Source organism: Arthrobacter sp. E44 (assembly GCF_041877125.1).
Classification (GTDB): Bacteria; Actinomycetota; Actinomycetes; order Actinomycetales; family Micrococcaceae; genus Arthrobacter.
The window spans coordinates 1-21,410 of sequence record NZ_JBHDJA010000022.1 but is presented as its reverse complement, the minus strand read 5'-3'; the positions used below and the strand labels follow the sequence as shown (position 1 = coordinate 21,410).

Annotated in this window: 19 protein-coding genes; 5 read left to right on the top strand and 14 right to left on the bottom strand. The window is 66.7% G+C overall.

The genetic code is table 11. The annotated features are described in order from the left end of the window. The 9 genes from ACETK3_RS17250 to ACETK3_RS17210 form a co-directional block, all read right to left on the bottom strand. Positions 1-855 (bottom strand): ECF transporter S component, encoded by an 855-nt coding sequence (locus ACETK3_RS17250; protein ID WP_237430267.1) that lies wholly within the window; start codon positions 853-855, stop codon positions 1-3. Positions 856-1,056: 201 nt separating this feature from the next. Then, positions 1,057-2,082, bottom strand: a complete 1,026-nt coding sequence (locus ACETK3_RS17245) for a nucleoside hydrolase (RefSeq protein ID WP_236821822.1) — start codon at positions 2,080-2,082, stop codon at positions 1,057-1,059. Positions 2,083-2,088: 6 nt separating this feature from the next. Then, a complete protein-coding gene (locus ACETK3_RS17240; RefSeq protein ID WP_236802088.1) occupies positions 2,089-3,066 on the bottom strand; it encodes an aldo/keto reductase in 978 nt (325 codons plus the stop codon). A gap of 9 nt (positions 3,067-3,075) precedes the next feature. Further along, a complete protein-coding gene (locus ACETK3_RS17235; protein ID WP_373993256.1) occupies positions 3,076-3,636 on the bottom strand; it encodes a hypothetical protein in 561 nt (186 codons plus the stop codon). Next, entirely contained in the window at positions 3,633-4,253 is a 621-nt protein-coding gene (locus ACETK3_RS17230) for a DUF402 domain-containing protein (RefSeq protein ID WP_236802086.1), read from the bottom strand. The genes ACETK3_RS17235 and ACETK3_RS17230 overlap by 4 nt, the downstream gene beginning before the upstream one ends. Continuing rightward, on the bottom strand, positions 4,250-6,223 hold the full coding sequence (dxs, locus tag ACETK3_RS17225; RefSeq protein WP_236821821.1) for a 1-deoxy-D-xylulose-5-phosphate synthase: 1,974 nt from the start codon (positions 6,221-6,223) through the stop codon (positions 4,250-4,252). The genes ACETK3_RS17230 and dxs overlap by 4 nt, the downstream gene beginning before the upstream one ends. A 142-nt stretch (positions 6,224-6,365) precedes the next feature. Continuing rightward, the gene (locus ACETK3_RS17220) at positions 6,366-9,179 is read right to left on the bottom strand and encodes an aconitate hydratase (RefSeq protein ID WP_237430266.1); all 2,814 of its coding nucleotides are present in this window, start codon (positions 9,177-9,179) and stop codon (positions 6,366-6,368) included. Positions 9,180-9,344: 165 nt separating this feature from the next. Beyond that, on the bottom strand, positions 9,345-10,748 hold the full coding sequence (locus ACETK3_RS17215) for a class I SAM-dependent RNA methyltransferase (RefSeq protein WP_237430265.1): 1,404 nt from the start codon (positions 10,746-10,748) through the stop codon (positions 9,345-9,347). Beyond that, a complete protein-coding gene (locus tag ACETK3_RS17210; protein ID WP_236802082.1) occupies positions 10,745-12,721 on the bottom strand; it encodes an APC family permease in 1,977 nt (658 codons plus the stop codon). Before ACETK3_RS17210 ends, ACETK3_RS17215 begins: the two co-directional genes overlap by 4 nt. 118 nt (positions 12,722-12,839) lie before the next feature. Between ACETK3_RS17210 and ACETK3_RS17205 the strand changes: the two genes are divergently transcribed. Both ACETK3_RS17205 and ACETK3_RS17200 read left to right on the top strand, forming a co-directional pair. Then, positions 12,840-13,514 carry a TrkA family potassium uptake protein gene (locus ACETK3_RS17205; protein ID WP_236802081.1) on the top strand — a complete coding sequence of 225 codons (675 nt, stop codon included), beginning with the start codon at positions 12,840-12,842 and terminating at the stop codon, positions 13,512-13,514. Continuing rightward, entirely contained in the window at positions 13,511-14,266 is a 756-nt protein-coding gene (locus ACETK3_RS17200; protein ID WP_236802080.1) for a TrkA family potassium uptake protein, read from the top strand. The genes ACETK3_RS17205 and ACETK3_RS17200 overlap by 4 nt, the downstream gene beginning before the upstream one ends. Positions 14,267-14,359: 93 nt before the next feature. Here ACETK3_RS17200 and ACETK3_RS17195 read toward each other — a convergent pair whose 3' ends face one another. From ACETK3_RS17195 to dut, 4 genes are all read right to left on the bottom strand, one after another. Then, a complete protein-coding gene (locus ACETK3_RS17195; RefSeq protein ID WP_236802079.1) occupies positions 14,360-15,142 on the bottom strand; it encodes a DUF3159 domain-containing protein in 783 nt (260 codons plus the stop codon). Next, on the bottom strand, positions 15,139-15,447 hold the full coding sequence (locus ACETK3_RS17190; RefSeq protein ID WP_236802832.1) for a hypothetical protein: 309 nt from the start codon (positions 15,445-15,447) through the stop codon (positions 15,139-15,141). The genes ACETK3_RS17195 and ACETK3_RS17190 overlap by 4 nt, the downstream gene beginning before the upstream one ends. Positions 15,448-15,493: 46 nt before the next feature. After that, the gene (locus ACETK3_RS17185; RefSeq protein WP_236821818.1) at positions 15,494-16,207 is read right to left on the bottom strand and encodes a DUF3710 domain-containing protein; all 714 of its coding nucleotides are present in this window, start codon (positions 16,205-16,207) and stop codon (positions 15,494-15,496) included. A 105-nt stretch (positions 16,208-16,312) separates the two neighbouring features. Next, complete coding sequence (gene dut / locus ACETK3_RS17180) at positions 16,313-16,831, bottom strand: dUTP diphosphatase (protein WP_236821817.1); 519 nt, start codon at positions 16,829-16,831, stop codon at positions 16,313-16,315. Positions 16,832-16,982: 151 nt separating this feature from the next. On the opposite strand from dut, the gene ACETK3_RS17175 reads away from it, so the two are divergent. From ACETK3_RS17175 to ACETK3_RS17165, 3 genes are all read left to right on the top strand, one after another. After that, positions 16,983-17,471, top strand: coding sequence for a DUF3093 domain-containing protein (locus ACETK3_RS17175; protein ID WP_236802076.1), 489 nt, complete (start codon positions 16,983-16,985; stop codon positions 17,469-17,471). 163 nt (positions 17,472-17,634) lie between these two features. Then, positions 17,635-18,954: a septation protein SepH gene (sepH, locus tag ACETK3_RS17170; protein ID WP_236802075.1), complete on the top strand. Its 1,320-nt coding sequence runs from the start codon at positions 17,635-17,637 to the stop codon at positions 18,952-18,954. Between the two features lie 95 nt (positions 18,955-19,049). Next, positions 19,050-19,655 carry a dihydrofolate reductase family protein gene (locus ACETK3_RS17165; RefSeq protein ID WP_236802074.1) on the top strand — a complete coding sequence of 202 codons (606 nt, stop codon included), beginning with the start codon at positions 19,050-19,052 and terminating at the stop codon, positions 19,653-19,655. A 54-nt stretch (positions 19,656-19,709) separates the two neighbouring features. Here ACETK3_RS17165 and ACETK3_RS17160 read toward each other — a convergent pair whose 3' ends face one another. Then, positions 19,710-21,158, bottom strand: a complete 1,449-nt coding sequence (locus ACETK3_RS17160; RefSeq protein WP_236802073.1) for an HNH endonuclease signature motif containing protein — start codon at positions 21,156-21,158, stop codon at positions 19,710-19,712. Positions 21,159-21,410: the final 252 nt, after the last annotated feature.

The following is a 21,410-nucleotide window of genomic DNA, read 5'->3' as shown; positions in this document are numbered from 1 at the left end:
TCAGCCTTTCGCAGCTGTACCCGGGGCCGGGGCGTCTGTGCGGGCCTCGGCAGACGAGGCGTTCCCGGCAAGGACGCGGTGGCGCCGGATGAACGGGAACTGCTGGCGTGCCCGGCGGGGCAGCGCGTAGGCCAGGATGGCGACGACGGTGAACACGATCGCCTTGTCCATGGGATCGGAGATCAAGGCCTGCTTGGTGATGGCACCCAGCAGGCTGTCCCCCATGGCCCGGAAGGCGCTGACGATGGCGCCCGTCGCTACACCGGAGGTTCCGCCGAAAACGAAGGCGGCCACCGGAGCGGAGACCACGCCCGCGACGATCCCGGTGATGAAGCCGGCGATCGGAGCCAGGTAGAAACGGCGGAACAGTCCGTAGCGTGCCGCCAGTCCTGCCAGGCAACCGATGAGCGCGGCGCCGGCAGCGAACGGCAGCACCGTGGGGTTGAAGAAGGACCAGACGATGCTGCTGAGGGCACCGGTGGCTGCGCCGGCTGCTGGTCCGGCCAGGACTGCGATCAGCACCGTGCCGATGGCATCGAGGTAGAAGGGCACCAGGGTGCTGCCGACGAACTGCCCCAGCACGATGTTGAGGACCAGGGCCACGGGGATCAGCACCAGGGTGGACGCGGGCAGGGTGGGCAGGACGGCGACGATCAGCAGGACGGCCCCCGCAAGGAAGCCGGTGAGGGCAATCAGGGCGGACGCGCTGCCCGGGCCGCCGGTGATATCGGCTGGCTGGTTGAGCACAAGGTAGATGTAGGTGGCGGCGATGGCCAGGGCGCCGAGGATCTCCAGCAGGCGGCGGCGCGCCGGTGAGCGTTCCTGTGACGGGAGCGTCAGAGAGGGCGATGACATGGGGAATGTTCCTTTGGGGTGCAGGCAGTGGCCCGGCCAGTACCGGGCCGGAGTGTGGCTGCCTATGTCACCTCGGCAGCAGCCGGCGGCAACTGCGCCGGGCCGGTCCGGTGCCCATTCTACCGGCCATTCCCCGGCAGCGTCCCGTGGAGGACCACCACCCGGTGCAGCCCGTTTTACCCCTGTTCGCCAGCCCTCCGGCTACCCCACGCGGCGGGCCAGTCTCCCGACGGCGGACACCAGCTCACCAAAGGCCTGCCGGGGGTTGTTCCCGGACACCACCCGGGCGTTCGGCGGCGCGCCCCAGAGCCCGCGGAAGTCAGCCACGGTGGTCCCCACCAGGAGCGGTGAGTCCGTTTCCACGTCCACGGTGGCGGGCCGGGCGGTGTACTCGAGCGTGCCGGCGGCGACTCCGGCGGCGAAAAAATCGTGGACGTGGGCCAGGTACCCCTGGTCGTAATGCCGGTGGAATTCGAAGTAGAAGCGGAGCGCATCCGACAGGTGCCTGACCAGGCTGTTGTCGGAGGTGCTGCGCCGGCCCTCCGGGTCTTCGGGGAGAACCAGTTCAGGGACGGTGGCCCCGGCGGCCTCGGCAAGCGCCTGGACGTGGGCAGGGTGCAACTCCATGCGCTCCGTGGTGTCCAAAGAGCAGACTATGGGCAGCTTCTCCTCCGGCCGGCCCCGGTATGCGGCGTACACCTCCTTCGCGGCGTGGGGATCCACGTGGGTGTTCCACTCGGCCGTGGGCGTGGTGTTGCCCTGGTGGTAGAAGGCACCACCCATGATCACCACCTTGGCCAGGAGATCGGGAAGTTCCGGTTCCTTCCGCAGCGCCAGGGCGAAGTTGGTCAGCGGGGCCGTGATCAGCGCAGTGAGTTCCCCCGGCCGGGCCCTGGCGTGTTCGATCCAGAGGTCCACGGCGTTCCGGGTGCTGAGCTGCCCCGATGGTTCAGGCAGCACGGCGTAGCCGATGCCCTGGGGTCCGTGGGTTTCGGGGGTGGTGAGCAGCGGGATGGACAGCGGCTTGCGCGCCCCTACCGCCACCTCTACTCCGGGCCGGCCGCACAGTTCCAGCAGCGCCAGGGTGTTGCGGGCCACCTGGTCCGCGTCCACGTTCCCCGGCGTGGCCGTCACCGCCACGAATTCGGTGTCCGGGAGGGCGGCAAGGTAGGCAAGCGCCAGGGCGTCGTCGATGCCGGTATCGACATCCAGCAGGTAGGCGGGCACGGCTGCCTAGAAGAGCGCCACCTTGGGCACTGCGGGGAAGATCTCATCCAGGGCGGCGAGCTCGTCCGGGGTGGGGACCCAGTTGGCCGCTTCCGCGTTCTGCCTGACCTGCTCCGGCCTGGTGGCGCCGGCGATGACGCTGGCCACCGAGGGCTGGGCGGCGAGCCAGGAGAAAGCCACCTCAATTTCCGTCAGGCCGCGCTCCTTGGCGAAGGCGCTGTACTGGCCCAACTGGTCCCAGTCGGCGTCGTTCACCAGGTTGGTGCGGGTGTGGCTGAGGCGGGACCCCTCTGGCGCGTGGCCCGGCGCGTACTTGCCGGTGAGCAGCCCGTTGGCCAGCGGGAAGTACGGCAGCACGCCCAGGCCGAACTCCTCGGCGGCCGGGGTCACTTCGAGTTCGGCGCGCCGGTCCAGGAGGTTGTAGTGGTTCTGCGAGGAGATGAAGCGTTCAGTGCCCAGTTCCCGGGCCACGTACTCCGCCTGGGCAATCTGCCAGCCGGACCGGTTGGAGTGCCCGATGTAGCGGACCTTGCCGCTGCGGACCAGGGTGTCCAGCGCTGCCAGGGTCTCATCGATGGGAGTCAGCGGGTCCGGGGTGTGGAACTGGTACAGGTCAATCCAGTCGGTGCCCAGCCGGCGCAGCGAGGCTTCCACCGCCTCCATGATGTAACGCCGGGAGCCGCGGGCGCCGAAGTCCGGGCCATTGGCGCCTTTGGCGTCCATCCCGAACTTGGTGGCCAGGACCACGTCGCCACGCCGGGCGCCGAGGGCCTTGCCGAGCATGGTCTCGCTGAGGCCAGGTTCCCGGCCGTAAGTGTCTGCGACGTCGAACAGGGTGATGCCGGCGTCGAGGGCGGCATGGACGACGGCGTCAGTTGCGTCCTGCGACTCCGTGGCGGTGTTCGCCCGGCCCAGGTTGTTGCAGCCAAGTCCCACGGTGGAGACGGTAAGGCCTGATTTTCCGAGGCGGCGGTAACTGGTCAAGGCTGTCTCCTAGAGGCTGAAGCCGCCGGCGGGCTTGGCTGAGTGCTTGAGTTTGAAATGGTCCGGGTCATTGTAGGGAGCGGCACCGATGCTGAGCTTGGTGAAGTCCAGGTCCTCGCCGCGGATGCAGACCTTGATGGCATTGACCGCTTTGTTCACATCCGGGCACAGGCAGAAGATGTTGAGCTTGTAGTCGGTGAACTCGGAGCGTTCCACCGTGCCCAGGCCGCGCCATGCCAGGTGGCTGATCAGCGCGTCCTTGGCCTTCTGCTCCAGGTAGCGGTCCCCCTCCGTGCCTTCCTTGGTCTTGAGGGCGAACTGGGCCACCACCCAGGACTGCTCCTCATTGGGGATTTCGACGTAGCCGTCCTCGGCGCACTGGGCCGCGAAGGCGTCCAGGAGCGCGTCGGCAGCAGCGGCGTCGGGGACGTCGGTCTCCTCCGTCTTGCTCTGGTGCCCCACGGCACCGAAATTCATCACGAACTGGGAGTAGTCCTCGTCGAACCAGGCCTCCCTGAACTGGAGGGCGCCCTCGTCGTCGCGCTTGTAGACCCTGACAATGCCGCTCATATGTTGCGTCCTTTGGTAAACCAGTCGACGTCGGTGCCGTCGAAGGGCGCCTGCTGCGCCTTTACTGCGTGGTAGAGATCGTCCGCTGCGGCCTGGATGTCCTGGATCAGCCGCTCCGGGTAGTGCATGGAGACGCTGTGTTCCGCGAATTCGTCCTGGTCGTCGATGAAGACACCGCGGCTGTCGGTCCGGATAACGTCGAGGTCCATGTCGATCACATGGAACTCGGTCACGGTGGGACGGATGTGCGTCCACTCGTGGCCGACGGCGAGATCAATGTACACGCGGACGCCGCCCGGGTGGGCTGAGTCGTAGAACGTGGCCACCCAGTCACCCTGGCGCGGCACCAGCAGGACCGCGTCGGAGCGCGTGTAGAAGGCAGCGCCGGGGCGGGAGCAGAACTCGTTGGTGCCTTGGAAGATCCACCATCCGTGCTGGTCTTCGCCGATGTACTGCCCGGGCACCACCCAGTGGGCCTTCCCGTTCCACTTGCGGTTCCGGGAAACCACCAGCTGGCCCGGCTGCAGTCCGTTGGGGACCCTGGTCGTGGTGGTGTGCAGAACCGGTCCGGACTCCCCGGCAGGGCCGGGATACTTCAGTTCGTCCTCGTCCCTCACAGGATCGGAAGGCTGCCGGTGGTGGGGTGCTGCTGCCCGGGGAGGGGACGCGCAAACGGAACCTTCGTGCCCAGGACCTGCGCCACGACGTCGTGCGTGATCTGCTGGGCGGTGAGCCCGACACGCTCCAGCACCTGGTTGCGGGTGCCGTGGTCCAGGAACTCGACGGGCAGGCCCACCTCGTTCAGGGCGGTGTCCACTCCTGCCGCCCGCATTTCCTGGCGGATGCGGGAGCCCACGCCGCCGGCCCGGACGCCGTCTTCGATGCAGATCACCAGGCGGTGGTGTGAGGCCAGCGCAATGATGGAGCGGCGGACCGGGAGGACCCAACGGGGGTCCACCACGGTGGTGCTGATGCCTTGGGCGCCGAGCCGGTTGGAGACATCGAGGGCCAGCTCCGACATGGCCCCGACGCTGACGATCAGCACGTCATTTTCGGTGGAGCCGGAGGGACGGCGGGCCAGGACGTCCACGCCGTCGCTGAGCCGTTCCAGGGCCTCCACTGCCGGGCCGACGGATCCTTTGGAGAACCGCACCACGCTGGGAGCGTCACTGATGGCAACGGCCTCGCGGAGTTCCTCGCGGAGCCGGGTGGCGTCACGGGGCGCGGCCAGGTGCAGTCCGGGAACGATCTGGACCATGGCCATGTCCCACATGCCGTGATGGCTGGCACCGTCGGGTCCGGTGACGCCGGCGCGGTCCAGGACGATGGTGACGCCTGCCTTGTGGAGGGCGACATCCATGAGCAGCTGGTCGAAGGCGCGGTTCAGGAACGTGGCGTAGACGGCCACGACGGGGTGCAGCCCGCCGAAGGCCATGCCTGCGGCGGCGGTCAGGGCATGTTGTTCGGCGATGCCGACGTCGATGACCCGTTTGGGGTGCTTGGCTGCAAACTTGTGCAGGCCCACCGGGATCAGCATGGCCCCGGTGATGCCGACGATGTCGTCGCGTTCGTCGGCGATGGCGGCGATCTCGTCCGCGAACACCGAGGTCCAGGACTGTGCGCTGCCCGTGCCGGTGGGCTCGCCGGTTTCGGGGTCGATGATGCCGACGGCGTGGAACTGGTCGGCTTCATGGGCGCGGGCCGGAGCGTAGCCGTGGCCCTTTTCCGTCATCGCGTGAACGATGACCGGGCCGCCGTAGTTCTTCGCAGTGGACAGTGCATTCTCCATCGCCTGGAGGTTGTGGCCGTCCACGGGGCCGATGTATTTCATGCCGAGGTCCTCGAACATGCCCTGCGGTGCCCACCAGTCCTTGATGCCCTTTTTCATGGCATGCAGGCTCTTGTAGGTGAACTGGCCTACGGGGCCGCCGTTCTGCAGCCTCTTCTTCCACCAGTCCAGGGCGCCCTCGTAGGCAGGGGCGGCGCGGAAGGAGTCGATGGTGGGGCGAAGTGAGGCAAGGTAGTCAGCAAATCCGCCCACGGTGGGTGCATAGGAGCGGCCGTTGTCGTTGACCACGATCACCACGCGGCGCTTCTTGTCGGCTGCGATGTTGTTGATGGCCTCCCAGGCCATGCCGCCGGTGAGGGCGCCGTCACCCACGATGGCCACCACGTGCCGGTCACCTTCACCGATGAGCTGGCGGGCGCGGGAGATGCCGTCGGCCCAGGACAGGGACGATGACGCGTGGGAGCTTTCCACGATGTCGTGTTCGGATTCGGCCCGGGCAGGGTAGCCGGAGAGGCCGCCTTCCTGCCGGAGGGTGCTGAAGTCCTGGCGCCCGGTGAGGAGCTTGTGCACGTAGGACTGGTGGCCCGTATCAAAGACGATGCTGTCACGGGGAGATTCGAAGATGCGGTGCACGGCCAGCGTCAGTTCCACGACGCCGAGGTTGGGCCCGAGGTGGCCGCCCGTCTGGGAGACGTTCGTGATCAGGAAGTCCCTGATCTCCGAAGCCAGCTGTTCCAGCTGTTCCTCGGTCAACTCGTTCAGGTCCTGCGGATTCCGGATGGTGTCCAAGATTCCCAATGACCCCTCCTTCGGATGGTAGACGTGCCGTTTAACTCTAACGCCTCGGTTCGCAGGGCCGGACGTGGCTGAAAAGCCGAAGCCCCGGCTGGTCGGTGACCGGCCGGGGCTTCGGGAGGATGCTGCCTGCTGGCAGAGCCCGCTAGTTGGCGGAAATCTGGCGCAGCACGTACTGCAGGATGCCGCCGTTGCGGTAGTAGTCCGCTTCACCCGGGGTGTCGATGCGCAGGACGGCGTCGAACGTCTTCGATGAGCCGTCCTCGGCGGTGGCGGTGACCTTCAGGGTCCTGGGCGTGGTGCCCTCGTTAAGGGCGGTGACGCCCTCAACCGAGAAGGTTTCGGTGCCGGTCAGGCCCAGGCTGGCAGCGTTCTCGCCGGCCGGGAACTGCAGCGGCAGGACGCCCATGCCGATGAGGTTGGAGCGGTGGATACGCTCGTAGCTCTCGGCGATGACGGCCTTGACGCCCAGCAGCGCGGTGCCCTTGGCGGCCCAGTCACGGGATGATCCGGAACCGTACTCCTTGCCTGCCAGGACCACCAGCGGGGTGCCGGCTGCCTGGTAGTTCTGGGCGGCGTCGTAGACGTAGGCCTGGGGGCCGTCTGCCTGCGTGAAGTCGCGGGTAAAGCCGCCCTCAACGCCGTCCAGGAGCTGGTTCTTGATGCGGATGTTCGCGAACGTACCGCGGATCATCACTTCGTGGTTGCCACGACGCGAGCCGTAGGAGTTGAAGTCCTTGCGCTCCACGCCACTGGCCAGCAAGTACTGGCCGGCGGGGGTGTCGGACTTGAACGAACCGGCCGGGGAGATGTGGTCGGTGGTGACGGAGTCGCCGAGCTTCAGGAGCACGCGGGCACCGGTGATGTCCTTGACCGGTTCCGGCTGCGCCTGCATACCCTCGAAGTACGGGGGCTTCCGGACGTAGGTGGACTTCTCGTCCCAGGCGAAGGTGTCACCTGCGGGGGTGTCCAGCGCCTTCCAGCGGTCGTCGCCTTCGAAGACGCCCTCGTAGCCCTTGGCGAACATGTCCTTGTCGATCGAGGAATCGATGACCTGCTGGACCTCAACCGGGTTGGGCCAGATGTCCTTCAGGAAGACGTCGTTGCCTGCTTCGTCCTGGCCCAGGGGGTCGGCTTCGAAGTCGAAGTCCATGGTGCCGGCCAGGGCGTAGGCGATGACCAGCGGCGGGGAGGCCAGGTAGTTCATCTTGACGTCCGGGTTGATGCGGCCTTCGAAGTTTCGGTTGCCCGAGAGGACTGCAGTGACCGAGAGGTCGTTGGCCTGGATGGCCTCGGAGATCTCTGCGTCGAGCGGTCCGGAGTTGCCGATGCAGGTGGCGCAGCCGTAGCCCACGATGAAGAAGCCCAGCTTCTCCAGGTAGGGGGTCAGGCCCGACTTGTTGTAGTAGTCGGTGACCACCTTGGAACCGGGAGCCACGGAGGTCTTGACCCACGGCTTGGCAGTGAGTCCCTTCTCCACGGCGTTGCGTGCCAGCAGTGCGGCGGCCAGCATAACGGAGGGGTTGGACGTGTTGGTGCAGGAGGTGATCGAAGCGATCGACACCGCGCCGTGGTCCAGTTCGAATTCGCGGCCGTCGGCGGTCTTGACCGCTACCTTCTTGGAGGGGCGGCCATTGGACTTCGGTCCGTGGGCGTGCGGGGCTTCCTCGGAGAGGTGGGTGGCCGTGGCGGTGAACGACGGCGAGTCGGAGGCCGGGAAGCTCTCGTCGATCGCTTCGTCCAGGCTGCCGTCAGCGAGGTCCACCTTGACGTAGTTGCGGAGGTCCTCGCGGAACTGGGCCTTGGACTCGGAAAGGATGATGCGGTCCTGCGGGCGCTTGGGGCCGGAGATCGACGGAACAACCGTGGACAGGTCCAGTTCCAGGTACTCGGAGAACTTGATGTCGCGGGAAGGATCGTGCCAGAGGCCCTGTTCCTTGGCGTACGCCTCGACGAGGGCGACGTTCTGGTCCGGGCGGCCGGTGAGGCGCAGGTAGTCCAGGGTGACGTCGTCGATGGGGAACATGGCAGCGGTGGAGCCAAACTCGGGGCTCATGTTGCCGATGGTGGCGCGGTTTGCCAGCGGCACCGCGGCCACGCCTTCGCCGTAGAACTCAACGAACTTGCCCACCACGCCGTGCTTGCGCAGCATCTCGGTGATGGTCAGCACCACGTCGGTGGCGGTGGCGCCGGCGGGGATGCTGCCGCTGAGCTTGAAGCCCACGACGCGCGGGATCAGCATGGAGACGGGCTGGCCGAGCATCGCTGCCTCGGCTTCGATGCCGCCAACGCCCCAGCCCAGCACACCCAGGCCGTTGACCATGGTGGTGTGCGAGTCGGTGCCGACGCAGGTGTCGGGGTAGGCGCGGAGCGCACCGTCCACTTCACGGGTCATCACGGTGCGGGCCAGGTATTCGATGTTGACCTGGTGCACGATGCCGGTTCCCGGGGGAACCACCTTGAAGTCGTCGAATGCGGTCTGGCCCCAGCGCAGGAACTGGTAACGCTCACCGTTGCGCTGGTATTCGATCTCCATGTTGCGCTCCAGCGCCCCGGCGTTGCCGAAAGCGTCGATCTGGACGGAGTGGTCGATGACCATTTCGGCCGGTGCCAGCGGGTTGACCCGCTTGGGGTCGCCGCCCAGGTCCTTGACCGCTTCACGCATGGTGGCAAGGTCGACCACGCAGGGGACGCCAGTGAAGTCCTGCATGATCACGCGTGCCGGCGTGAACTGGATTTCTGTATTGGGCTCCGCATTGGGATCCCAGCCTGCCAAAGCGCGAACGTGATCGGCAGTGATGTTCGCGCCGTCCTCGGTCCTCAACAGGTTTTCAAGCAATACCTTGAGGCTGAACGGAAGGTTTTCTGCACCTTCAACGGAGTTCAACCGGAAAATTTCGTATTCGGTTCCGGCTACATTAAGTTTGCCTTTTGAACCGAAGCTGTCCACAGTGCTCATCGCAGGACTCCTCTCGCAACAGTTTCATCTTTGTCGCGCGGTTGACCGCCTGCTAGTTAGGACGCCCTAAGTAGTTACAGGGCCCGAAAATTGCACACGGCCGGCCGAGAATTCGGGCGCGACGTGGGACTACTACCGCCATCGTAGTCCAAAACCCCGGCCCCATCACCGACCCGGAGTAAGCAGTGCCACCGTCTCAAGGTGGTGGGTGTGGGGGTACAGATCGAAGGCGCGCAGGCCTGCCAATTCCCAGCCGGAGCGGCGGAAGTAACCGAGGTCACGGGCAAACGACGCCGGGTCGCAGGACACGTAGGCGATGGCGCGGGGCTGCGATGCGACCAGTTGTCCCACGACCGCTTTCCCGGCACCTGCCCGGGGCGGGTCGAGGACCAGGGCGTCGAAATTCCGCGGCTTTTGGCGCAGGACCCGCTCCACGCGGCCCTGCACCACCTCCACCTGCGCGGCGGAATGCAGGTTCTTCCGCGCGTCACGGCTGGTTCCCGGCGCCCCTTCCACGGAGAGCACGGACCCCGTCTCCCCCACCGCATCGGCCAGGACGGCAGTGAAGAGCCCGGCACCCGCGTAGAGGTCTGCAACCACCGCGCCCGGGTGCAGGAAGTCCCCTTGCAGGGGGTCCCCTTGCCGCAGGAATTCCGTGACGGCCCCCACAAGGGTCCCGGGCGCGTCGCGGTGGATCTGCCAGAAGCCTTCGCCGGTTACGCGGTATTCGTGGCCGACGGCGGATTCCTGCACCCAGGTGCGTCCCCGGAGTTGGGTCACCTGCCCGGTCAGCGGATCAAAGGCAGCGGCGGAGGCGTCACCCGGCACTTCCGCGGCGATGGCCCGCAACCGTTTTTCCTTGGTTCCGGGAGCCGGGGCGAGGAGCACCAGGGGGCGCGAGCCGTTGGCGGGGGCGGCTACCTCAACGCGCTCCACCCCTTGCAGGTCCAGGTTCCACAGGCGCAGGCCATTGATTGCTTCGCTGGCCAAGGGCATCTCCCGCACCGGGATGATGTGGTCGGAGCGGTGGGCGTGCATCCCCAGCCTGCCGCCGGGGGTGACCGAGAAGCTGGCGCGTGTGCGCCACGCAAGGCCCGTGCCGCCGTCGTTCCTGTCCCCTACCGCTTCCACGCCACCGGTCCACACGGACGGCACCTGCTCGAAGCCGGCCAGCCGGGTGAGTTGCTCGGCCAGCACGTCCGCCTTGAGGCTGCGCTGCCGGGCCAGGGCGATGTGGCCGAATTCGGCGCCCCCAACCGGCGGGTGGCCGTGGCTCCAGGCGCGCAGGGAATCGGCCGGACGCCAGAAGTGTTCCACCCGGTCCGGGGAGGCCTCCAGCACCTCGATGGCATCTGCGCGCCAGAACTTGGCGCCGTCCTCCGCATCGGTCAGCCGGACCCGGACCTTTTCGCCCGGAATGACGTGGCGGACAAAGACTACGCGGCCCTCATGCCGGGCTACGCAGTGCCCGCCGTGGGCAACGGGCCCGACGTCGAGCACCGCCTCTTCGCCGGTGTGGCCGGCCTCACCGGCTTGGTGCTGGGTGGCTGTGGGCGTCCTGCTGGTCACTGCACGTCCTGGAGGTTCTTGGCTTCTTCGGATGATTTGAGCTGCCAGGGCACGCTGGCCACCATGACGCCCGGTTCGAAGTGGAGGCGGGTCTTGATGCGCAGGGCCGTCTGGTTGTGCACCAGCTGCTCCCACCACTTGCCCACCACGTATTCGGGGATGTACACCACGATGAGGTCCCTCGGGGAGTCCAGGCGCATCTGCTTGACGTAGTCCATGATGGGCGTGACGGTTTCCCGGTAGGGGCTGGCCAGGACGGTCAGGGGCACCGGGATTTCGAGCTTGTCCCAGTCGGCAATGGTGTGCGCCGTTTCCTCCGGGTCGATGTCCACCGTGATGGCATCAAGCCGCGACGGCCGGGAAGCGCGGGCGTAGGCAAGGGCACGCAGGACGGGCTTGCGGACGTGCGACACCAGCAGGACCGCGTGCACCCGGGTGGGGAGCGCCCGCGGCGAGGAATCCTCATCCACCGCGAGTTCCTTGGCCACGTTGTCGTAGTGCGCGCGGATGCTCCACATAATCAGGAACAGGACGAACATGGCCAGCAGGGCGATCCAGGCACCCTGCTCGAACTTGGTGATGAGGACGATCACCAGCACCAGGCCGGTCATGCCGAAACCGATCGTGTTGATGGTGCGTGACTTCAGCATCCGCCGCCGGACAGCCTTGTCCTTGGCGAGTTTCAGTTCCCTCCCCCAATGCCGGATCATCCCCAGCTGGCTGAGGGTGAAGGAGATGAAGACACCCACGATGTAGAGCTGGATGAGCTTGGTCACGTCGGCGTCGAACGAAATGATGAGCACCAGGGCGCCGGCGGCGAGGGCCAGCACACCGTTGCTGAAGGCAAGGCGGTCGCCGCGGGTGCGGAGCTGGCGGGGCAGGTAGCCGTCCTGGGCCAGGATGGAGCCCAACACGGGGAAGCCGTTGAAGGCGGTGTTGGACGCGAACACCAGGATGACGCCGGTGGCGGCAACGACGATGTAGAAGGGAATGCTGCCCGCGCCGAAGATGGTCTGGGCGATCTGTGAGATGGCAGGGTTCTGGACGTAGCCCTCCGGCAGCGGCTTCCCGTCCAACAGAAATTCTGTGGCGGGGTCCAGCACAATGTGGACCTTGGTGGCGTTGGCAAGGTAGATGATGCCGGCCAGCATGGCTGCGCCGATGACGCCCAGGAGCAGCAGCGTGGTGGCCGCGTTCTTGCTCTTGGGGTGCCGGAAGTTGGGAACGCCGTTGCTGATCGCTTCCACGCCCGTGAGCGCCGCGGCGCCGGAGGAAAAGGCCCGGAGCAGCAGGAAGGCACCGGCCAGGCCCACCAGGCCCTGGTCGAAGCCCTCCGCCGGGACGATGGTGAAGGCCGCCGACGGCGCCTCCCCCAGCTGCCCTGTTGCGGCCTGGAACATGCCCACAGCGGTCATGCCAAGGATGGAGGCCATGAAGATATAGGTGGGGACGGCGAAGACGCTGCCCGCTTCCTTGATGCCGCGCAGGTTCACCAGGGCAAGGATGACGACGCCGATGGTCGCTATCACGGCCTGCTCACCATGCAGCGACGGTACTGCAGTGGTGAGGTAGGCGGCGGCGGACGACATGGACACGGCCACGGTCAGGACGTAGTCCACCAGAAGGGCCGACGCCACCGTCAGGCCTGCGAACTTGCCGAGGTTTTCATTGGCGATCTCGTAGTCGCCGCCGCCCGAAGGGTATGCGTGTACGTTCTGCCGGTAGGAAGCCACCACGGTGAGCAGCACCACCATGACGGCCAGGCCCACCAACGGCGAGATGGCCACGGCACTGACACCGGCCAGGGCCAGGGTCAGCAGGATCTCATCCGGAGCATAAGCCACGGAGGACAACGCGTCGGATGCAAAGATCGGAAGTGCGATCTTCTTCGGGAGCAGGGTATGGGACAGGCGGTCGTTCCGGAAAGGGCGGCCCACCAGCACGCGTTTGACGGCGTTCAGTATTGTCAACACCCCACAAAGCTAGTCTGATTCGCGGGCGATGTCATGACGGGGCCGGGCCGGGCCGAACGGGGGCCATGCCGGTAGAGTTCTAGCTGCACGATCCTGACATACATAAAGAGGAGATACGGTGGCGCATTTCGTGATCATGGGATGTGGCCGGGTGGGGGCAACGCTGGCGCACACGCTGGAGGATGCCGGGCATTCCGTGGCCATCATCGACCAGGACGACCGCGCTTTCCGCCGGCTCCGCCAGGGCTTCACCGGCCGTAAGGTCACCGGAGTGGGCTTTGACCGCGAAACCCTCAAGCAGGCAGGAGTGGGCGAGGCCTATGCCTTCGCTGCCGTTTCCAGCGGCGACAACTCCAATATCCTTGCAACGCGGGTTGCCCGGGAAACCTTCCACGTGCCGCATGTCGTCGCGCGCATCTACGATCCCGGGCGTGCTGAGATCTACCAGCGCCTGGGCATCCCCACGGTGGCCGCCGTCCGCTGGAGCGCGGACCAGGTGCTGCGGCGCATCCTTCCCGAACAGCACCTCGCGGGCGACTTCCGTGAACCGTCCGGACGCCTGGTCCTGGCCGAACTTGACCTCGACGCCGGCTGGATCGGGCACCGGATCAGCAGCATCGAAAAGGCCGCGGATGTCCGCGTCGCCTACCTCACCCGCTTCGGCGAGGGCATCCTTCCCGATGCCGGGACCGCATACCAGGACGGCGACACCGTGCACGCCATGCTGCAGGTGGACCGCAGCGCCCACATCGCCCAGGTCCTCGCCAAAGCCCCCGCCAAGGAGTACCAGTGAAAGTCGTTATCGTCGGCGCAGGCAGCGTCGGGTCATCCATCGCCCGGGAGCTGCTGGCGCACAAGCACGAGATCCTGCTGATCGACCTCAAGCCCGAGGTGATCGGCCGCAGCGGCCTGCGTGGCGCCCATTGGCTGGTGGGCGATGCCTGCGAGCTTTCCACCCTGCAGGGCGCCAAGGTGGAGGACGCCGATGTGGTGGTTTCCGCCACAGGCGATGACAAGGTCAACCTGGTGGTGTCCCTGCTGGCGAAAACGGAGTTCGGTGTAGGCCGCACCGTGGGCCGGGTGAACAACCCGAAGAACGACTGGATGTTCAACGACTCCTGGGGCGTGGACGTCGCTGTCAACACTCCGCAGCTCATGACCGCCCTCGTGGAGGAGGCGGTGGAGATCGGCGACCTGGTCCGGCTCCTGACGCTGCAGACCGGGGTTGCGTCGCTGGTGGAATTCACCGTCCCGCACGATTCGCACGTGATCGGCATGACGGTGGGCGATATCCACTGGCCCGAGGACGCCACCCTGGTGGCCATCCTCCGGGACCAGGCACCCATCACCCCCAGCAGGGACGACGTGATCGACGGCGGCGACGAGCTCTTCTTCGTCACCACCATCGCCGCTGAGGACCGGCTCCGGGAGCTGCTCTCCTCTGCCCCCGGCAGCATCGACGCCGGCCACGTGCCGGCGGACAGCAGCACGCCCGCCGGCGCCAGCCACGGGCATGCCACGGACGACGACGGCTTCGACGGCTAGGTTTCCGGCGCCGCCTTTGGTGCCGGGTGCTGGGCGTCAGCCGACATTGGGTGCCGGCGCGGGGCGCGTTCTGGTGCCAGTTTCTTCGGTGGGTCAGCTTTCCTGGTCGGCTTCGGGTTCCGCCGGAGCCGGCCGGGTCACGAGCCAGGCCACCCAGATCCCGAGGATGTACAGGGGTGCACCCATGATCAACCGGGTGGTGGCGAGGGCGGCCAGGCCGTCAGTGCCCATCAGGTACAGGGGCACCTGCACGATGAGCCGGAGTGCCAGGACGGCAACAATGATCCAGGTGCCCAGGCGGTAGGCCTTGACGCGGTCCGGATCCTTGCGCCATTCCACGCCCTCATTCCGGATGAAGCCGAAGAGCAGTCCGGCCACAGGCCACTTGACTGCGATCGAGATAACCATCGCCAGGATGTAGGCTGCGTTGGTGAAGAAGCCCGGCAGGTAGAAGTCTTCGGCTTTGCCGGTGGTGTTGGCCAACCAGGCCGAAATGCCGACGCCTGCCACGCCGGCCAAGGCCTGGGTGAGGGGCCGGCGCTGGACCAGGCGGACAACAGTGAACACGGCCGCCGATGCCAGGGCCGCCACCAGGGACAACGTAAGTTCGCGGGTGACGGTGAAAGCCACCAGGAACACCAGGCCAGGAACAATGCTTTCGGCAATGCCCTGCACTCCCCCGGCGCTGCGCAGGACGTCCACGCGGCCGTCATGGGTGCGGTGGAGTCCGGCCTTGGCTGCATACTCTGCGGCCAGGCCGGCAACTGGGGACTGTCCTGCAACCGGGGACTGTCCCGCAGCCTGCGGCCTTCCCTCCTGCGGCCTCCCGGCGGGGCCTGCAGAGCCGTTCGGCTGCTCGGGCTGGTGCTCGCTCATTCGTTCTCCTGGCGGGACAGTATCTCGTAACGGGGATTGAAGATGGTGGGCACGTCCTTGCCGCGGGCCAGCATTCCCTCTACCCGGATCTCGGCGCCCGCTTGGATGCCCGGCACGCGCCGCCGGCCCAGCCAGACAACCCGGAGCCGTGGGGGCCTTCCGCGGCCCACCCCTGTAGCAGGGCGGCCAGCGTCGTCCTCAGTGACGATGGCGCTGAACTCGGGGGCCCGGTCGGCCGGAACGAAGGTCACTGATTCGATGTGCCCCTGGCAGAGGACACGTCCCCTGTCCGGAAGCTGCCGCAACGGCGTGAGGCCGCCACGTCCCGTGGCCGCCTCGTCGGGGTGGGAATCAGCCGATCTGGGTGATTTCTGGACCACGTTCGGGCTCCTCCAGGGTGGGCGCGGCGGGCGGAGGAGTAGTGGAGGCGTCCTTGGGCAGCCGCAGCTGCAAAAGATCACGCGGCGGCATGGGGCTGTCACCGCGAACCACCACAACCTGCCGGAACAGGGCTTCAAGCGGTTCCGCAGCGGGGCGTTCCAGTGCCGCAGGTCCACCCAGGACGCCGCGCAGGAACCAGCGGGGGCCGTCCACACCGATGAACCGGGCCACACGGTAGCCCTGGCTTCCGTCCGGGAGCCCTGCGGGAAGCTTGGCCACCAGTTCGGTACCGAATGCCCCTTCCACCTCTTCAACCTGGCCGCCCTGCGCACCGACCGACTGGCCGATCTGTTCGCGGATCTCGTCCCAGAGCGTCTCCGTCTTGGGGGCGGCGAAAGCCTGCAGCTGAAGGCTGGAGCCGTTCAGGTCAAGGGTCACTGCCACGACCCGCTGTGTTGCCTCTTCCACTTCGAGCCGGAGTTGAAGGCCCTCGCTCGGCGTGATCAGCAGGGCGCCCAGGTCCACGAAACCGTCGGTGCTGGTGATTTCGGACTCGTCGAACGGGCCGTGCTGGCGGCGGGCGTCGGGGGCGGGGGCGTCTTCGCCGGCCTCCGCGAGCGTCAGCTCTTCCACCGGCTCCGCCGGTTCGTCCTTCTTTGCTTTCCTGCCGAACCCAAAGACCATGGGTGACTCCTTAATTCTTCAAATGTGCCAGTTCTGAAACCTGCCGGCCGGGCCCTGGAGGTCCCGCCGTCGTGCGTGCTGGCGTGGCAGCGGGTGCAGCCGGGGTCAGGCCCCGGGTACGTTGAACCCGCCGGTGGAGCCGAAGCCCCCGGTGCCGCGCACGGATTCGCTCAGGTCACTGACAGGAATGAACTGGGCGTACTCCACCCGCTGGATGACCATTTGGGCAATTCTATCGCCGCGCCGCAGCTCTATCGGCTGGGTCGAATCGGTATTCAGCAGGGTTACCGAAATCTCGCCTCGATATCCCGCGTCCACGGTGCCGGGAGCATTGACGATCGTGAGGCCATGCTTGGTGGCCAGGCCGGACCGGGGGTGGATCAGCGCCACGAAGCCGTCAGGCAGTGCAATGGCCACGCCGGTGGGAACAAGCTTGCGCTCCCCGGGCAAGAGGACCACGTCCTCCCGGGCGCGAAGGTCGGCGCCGGCGTCGCCCGGATGCGCGTAGGAGGGGGCTTCCAGCTCCGGATCCAGCATCTTCAACTGCACCTGCAGGGTGGGGGCAGCAGCAGCGGGCGATGCTGCGTCCGGGACAAGGTCTACCGTTGCGGGATGATCAGTCACAGTCACTCACTCTAGCCCGCGCCCCCAAATCGAGCCTAGGCAGCACTTGGGCGCGGGGCTGTCCAGGGGCCGGCACGGGGGGCCGGGGCAGGGTTGCGGGAGCAGGGTAGCCCAAGGTGAAATACCCAGCCAAAGGTGGAAAGCTTGGGCTATGCCCGAATCAAGCCCGCACGCATCCGTACCAAGCACGCCCTCAGCCGGGGCGCCTGTTGTCTACAGGGAAAAACTGTGGCCCAACGCCTGGATCTGGATCATCGCAGCCGGCGTCTCCGCAGCGGGCATCCTTGTCTTCGCCCCCATCAGCATGGCGGCGGGTTACACGGCGGCGCTGGTGCTCTTCGCCATCATCACTGTCCTCCTGGTTCTCTCCACCCCCGCCATTACGGTGACCGGGGACGCGCTCACCGTTGGAAGGGCCACCATTGAACGCCGGTTTGTGGGCAGCGTGCAGCAGTTCACCGGCGGCGAGGCGACGGCCGAGCGCGGGACCCGGTTGAACGGCCTCGCCTACCTGTGCATCCGCGGCTGGATCGATCCCGTGGTGAAGATCGAGATCACTGACCCTGCCGACCGTACCCCGTACTGGCTCGCCTCCACCCGTCATCCGGATCAACTGACTGCGGCCCTGACGCGGCGCTGACGACCCCGGGATCCCGGCGCCGGGACCTCCGAAGTCCTGTGACCTCCCCCTTTATCCCTGGGGATCCAGCGGAAAATGACGGCGCGCCCTGCTCCTTGAGCCAAATCCGCGCCTCCGAGTGGCAGAGTTTCGGTTGATAGTAATGCCAGGGTGGAGGATTTGTATGCAGGATCTACGGCTTGTAGGCGTGCACGACGACGGGACGCATGTCCTGTTGAGCGGGGCCGGCGGCGAGATGTTCCAGCTGCCGATCGATGAAGCACTCAGGACGGCCAGCCGGTCTACGGCAAAACCGCGCGCGGAACGGCCAGCTGTTCCCATGTCTCCCAGGGACATCCAGGCCCGCATCCGTGCCGGTGCCACCGCTGCGGACGTCGCCGAGTTGTCCGGGATGCCGTTGGCCAAGGTGGAGCGCTATGAAGGCCCCGTCCTGGCGGAGCGGGAGTATGTTGCCCAGCAGGCCCGGAAAGTGGAAGTTGCGGCGCCCTCCCCCGGCCACGACGTCTACCGGTCCGCCTTCGGCGACAACCCGGCGACCCTGGATGACATGGTGGCCCACCGCCTGTCAGCCCACGGCATTGACCCCGGAACCGTGGAATGGGATTCGTGGCGGCGCCAGGACGGCACGTGGACGGTCTCGGCAAGCTTCGAGGCCAAGCCCGGCGGGACGTCCGGAATCGGCGAAGAACCTCCGGCCCTGTGGACGTTCAACCCCGCACGGAAGTCGCTGCAGAACACCAACCGCTGGGCGCAGCAGCTGAGTGAACTTGAGCCGTTGGACGGTCCTGTTCCCGCGCGCAGGCTCACTGCAGTTTCAGACCGCCCCTTCGATTTCGAGACTGACGCTGATACGTCCAAGGCCTCTTCCGGTGCCCAGGCCGGCCCTGCCCAGGATGCCGGCAAGGAACCCGATGGCCTGCTGGACATGCTCCGGTCACGGCGCGGGCAGCGGCTGGGTGTGGACGAGGATTCCGACGACGCACTTGCACTGCTCCTCACGCATGGCGTACCGGCCGCGCACCCCCGTCCTTCCGAAGTGGCCGCCGAACCTGAGGCAGAGGAACCAGAGCCACGGGACGACCAGCGGGACGCGCCCGCGGCCCAAGGCGATTCCTTCATCCGGCGCAGGGACACCAGGCCGTCGATGCTTTCGAGGCTCAGCCTGCTTCCGCAGCACCGGGAGGGTCACGACGATGGTCTGCGGCTCCACGACGGCGTGAGCACAGATACCAGGGAAATCACCATTGCGGCGTCCCCGAAGAATCCCTCCGGTTCCGCAGCCGGCTCGGGGTCCGAGAATACTGGCGGAGCCGGGCTGGATGAACTGTTGGGCAGCAACCCGCGCCGCCCTGCCAAAGAGGACGACGCTGCACCTGCCACTGGGCAGCTGCCTGAGACCGAGGCACCGGAGCGCCCTGCCCGGCCGAAGCGGTCCAGCGTGCCGTCCTGGGATGAAATCGTCTTCGGCACCCGGAGCGACTAGGGCTTTTCCTCCCGCCGTAAGGGGTGTTCCTGCTGCGCTGCGTGCTACGATCCCCGCACGCTCTCGGTCAGAAGCTGCAAGTACGGAGGTTCCCTGTGTCGGACACTACCTGCCACATGTCCATGTCGCTGGACGGCTTCGTCGCCGGGCCTGACCAGAGCCGCGAAAACCCCTTGGGTAAGCGCGGGCTGGAACTGCATGGCTGGCACATTGGCGATCCTCGGGCCAACGATGCCGACGAGACCGCAACCGGATGGCTCATGCGCCCCCGGGGAGCGTATGTGATGGGCCGGAACATGTTTGGCCCTATCCGTGGCGAGTGGGATGGTGACTGGACGGGCTGGTGGGGGCCGGAACCGCCGTACCACGCTCCGGTGTTCGTGCTGACCCATTATGCGCATGACCCGATCCAGATGGAGGGCGGGACGCCTTTCCACTTTGTCACCGGGGGCTTCGACGCAGCCTATGCGGCAGCACTCGATGCCGCCGGCAGCAAAGGGGTGGACATCGCGGGCGGCGCCTCCACTGTCCGGCAGGCGTTGAAGGCGGGCGTTATCGACGAGCTCACCCTCGACATCGCGCCGGTTCTGCTCGGCTCGGGCGAGCGGATCTTCGACGGGATTGAGTCCTTCGACTTCGAACCTGTCGAGGTGCTACATTCCCCACTCGCCACCCACGTCCGCTACCGCCGGGTGGCCTAGCGAGAATTTGTGCTGCCGCAGCCCCGAATGCGGCACCACTCCGGAGTGGCACGATTACAAGACGAGATGCTCCTCGAGGGCTTCCTCGAGGATGCTGTGTTCGCCGGGCAGGGTACAACGAGGCCAGTGTGTTGGTTCCCAGTCCTGGTGCTCGCTGGGGTAATGCCGGCCGGTGGGTGAAATCCAGCCGGGCGGCTCGTTCTTCGCGGCCGGGGTGGGTTTCCATCCGGTGGTGTGCCGGAGTTTGTGGTGTTTCGGGCAGGGTTGTCCCAGGTTGCTGATCCCGGTGGTGCCGCCCTTGTGCCAGGCGAGGATGTGGTCGGCGTCGTTGTCCAGGGAGTTGTTGCTGCAGCCCGGAAACGGGCACTTTCCGTCCCGCATCCTCAGCCAGGCCCGCATCGCCCCGGTCACCCGGTAACTCTTCCGGCCGATCTCCAGCGGCGCCCCATCCCGCGGATCCACCAACACCCGGTAAAACGACCCGGCGCCGTTCGCCACCAGGTCCCGGGCCATCGACGGCGGGATCGGCCCGTACCCGTCGAGCATGGCCGGTTCATCGGTCAAGCCCATCAGGGAGAACACAGGAACCGTAACCAGAACCTGGGCCCGGATCGGTGAAGGCAAGTCTTCCCGTCCGGCGCCGGCACCTTCAACGTCAGCACTGCCGCTGTCACGCGCCCCGCCGTGGCCACTGCCGCTGCCGAGGAACACCTCGGCGAAGTTGTCGGCCCGCAACTGGGACATGGTCCGGGACTCCTCCGGACCCTGCATGCTCCGGGACATTGCGGTGAGCCGGTTCCACCCGGCCAACGCCTGCTCCGCCGGCAAACACGCGGACAGCCACGCCATCCCGTCCTGGTCCGGCCGGAACTCAACCCGCCGATCCGCCACCCCCTTGGCATGGCGCACTTCGATGCTCTCGGCGTGGTGGCGTTCCCGCCACGTCCGGGCCTTGACCCTGAACCGATGCGCTGGCATCTCCCCCACCGGGCATCCCCTCGCCGGATCCTGGGCATCCGGGTCCAAGAAATGAGCCTCCAACGCTGCCGCCCCGGCAGCATCCAGGCACACCGCTTCATCGGCCATCACCACCGCGTGCTGCCACGACAACGTCCCCGCCTGCAGCCCCGCAAGGGTCCGCGGCAACGACGACATCAGGGCGTGCGAAGTCGCCAGGAACGACGACGCCGCCCGGGGCCCCAACGCCAGCACACACCCAATCTCAGCAGCGACCGCCATCTCCTGCGCCTGCACCGGCACACCCGGCCCGGCAACAGCGCATGCGCTCTCCGCGTACCTCACCGCGGCCTTCGCCTTCAACCCCGCCAACCCGGCTTCAACCTCCCGGGCACCGGCAAGAATGTCCAGGCACCCATCAGCCAACCCAGCCAACGGATCAGCCACCGAAAACGCGTCAGACCCGCACCCATCCACCTCAGCACCAAGCACAGCAAGGGCAGCCCGGATGTCCGCATAAGCCTTGGCCACCGCCGCCTTTCCCATAAACCCATCATGACAAAGGGGTACGACAATCAGACTTTGGCACTTAAGACCTGCAGTAGCTGCTTCTGCCTGCACAGTTACCGACAATTGAAGCGCACCATGCAGCTATGCCAGCAGGTAGCATCCTCGTTCGGGACTGTGGAATTAACGGTGTATCCGGCTCGACACGCCAGGCGGTCTGCTTGGCAGGAATGAGCTGGATATGCCGGTGACACTGGATGCCGTGAAGACTGCGGACACCACTGGGAAACC

What these genes read in the sequence shown, in the direction of transcription:
- ACETK3_RS17250 (WP_237430267.1), bottom strand. Translation starts at nt 855, where the DNA reads ATGTCATCGCCCTCTCTGACGCTCCCGTCACAGGAACGCTCACCGGCG.
- ACETK3_RS17235 (WP_373993256.1), bottom strand. Translation starts at nt 3,636, where the DNA reads ATGAGCGGCATTGTCAGGGTCTACAAGCGCGACGACGAGGGCGCCCTC.
- ACETK3_RS17220 (WP_237430266.1), bottom strand. Translation starts at nt 9,179, where the DNA reads ATGAGCACTGTGGACAGCTTCGGTTCAAAAGGCAAACTTAATGTAGCC.
- ACETK3_RS17195 (WP_236802079.1), bottom strand. Translation starts at nt 15,142, where the DNA reads ATGAGCGAGCACCAGCCCGAGCAGCCGAACGGCTCTGCAGGCCCCGCC.
- ACETK3_RS17185 (WP_236821818.1), bottom strand. Translation starts at nt 16,207, where the DNA reads ATGGTCTTTGGGTTCGGCAGGAAAGCAAAGAAGGACGAACCGGCGGAG.
- ACETK3_RS17175 (WP_236802076.1), top strand. Translation starts at nt 16,983, where the DNA reads ATGCCCGAATCAAGCCCGCACGCATCCGTACCAAGCACGCCCTCAGCC.
- sepH (WP_236802075.1), top strand. Translation starts at nt 17,635, where the DNA reads ATGCAGGATCTACGGCTTGTAGGCGTGCACGACGACGGGACGCATGTC.
- ACETK3_RS17160 (WP_236802073.1), bottom strand. Translation starts at nt 21,158, where the DNA reads ATGGGAAAGGCGGCGGTGGCCAAGGCTTATGCGGACATCCGGGCTGCC.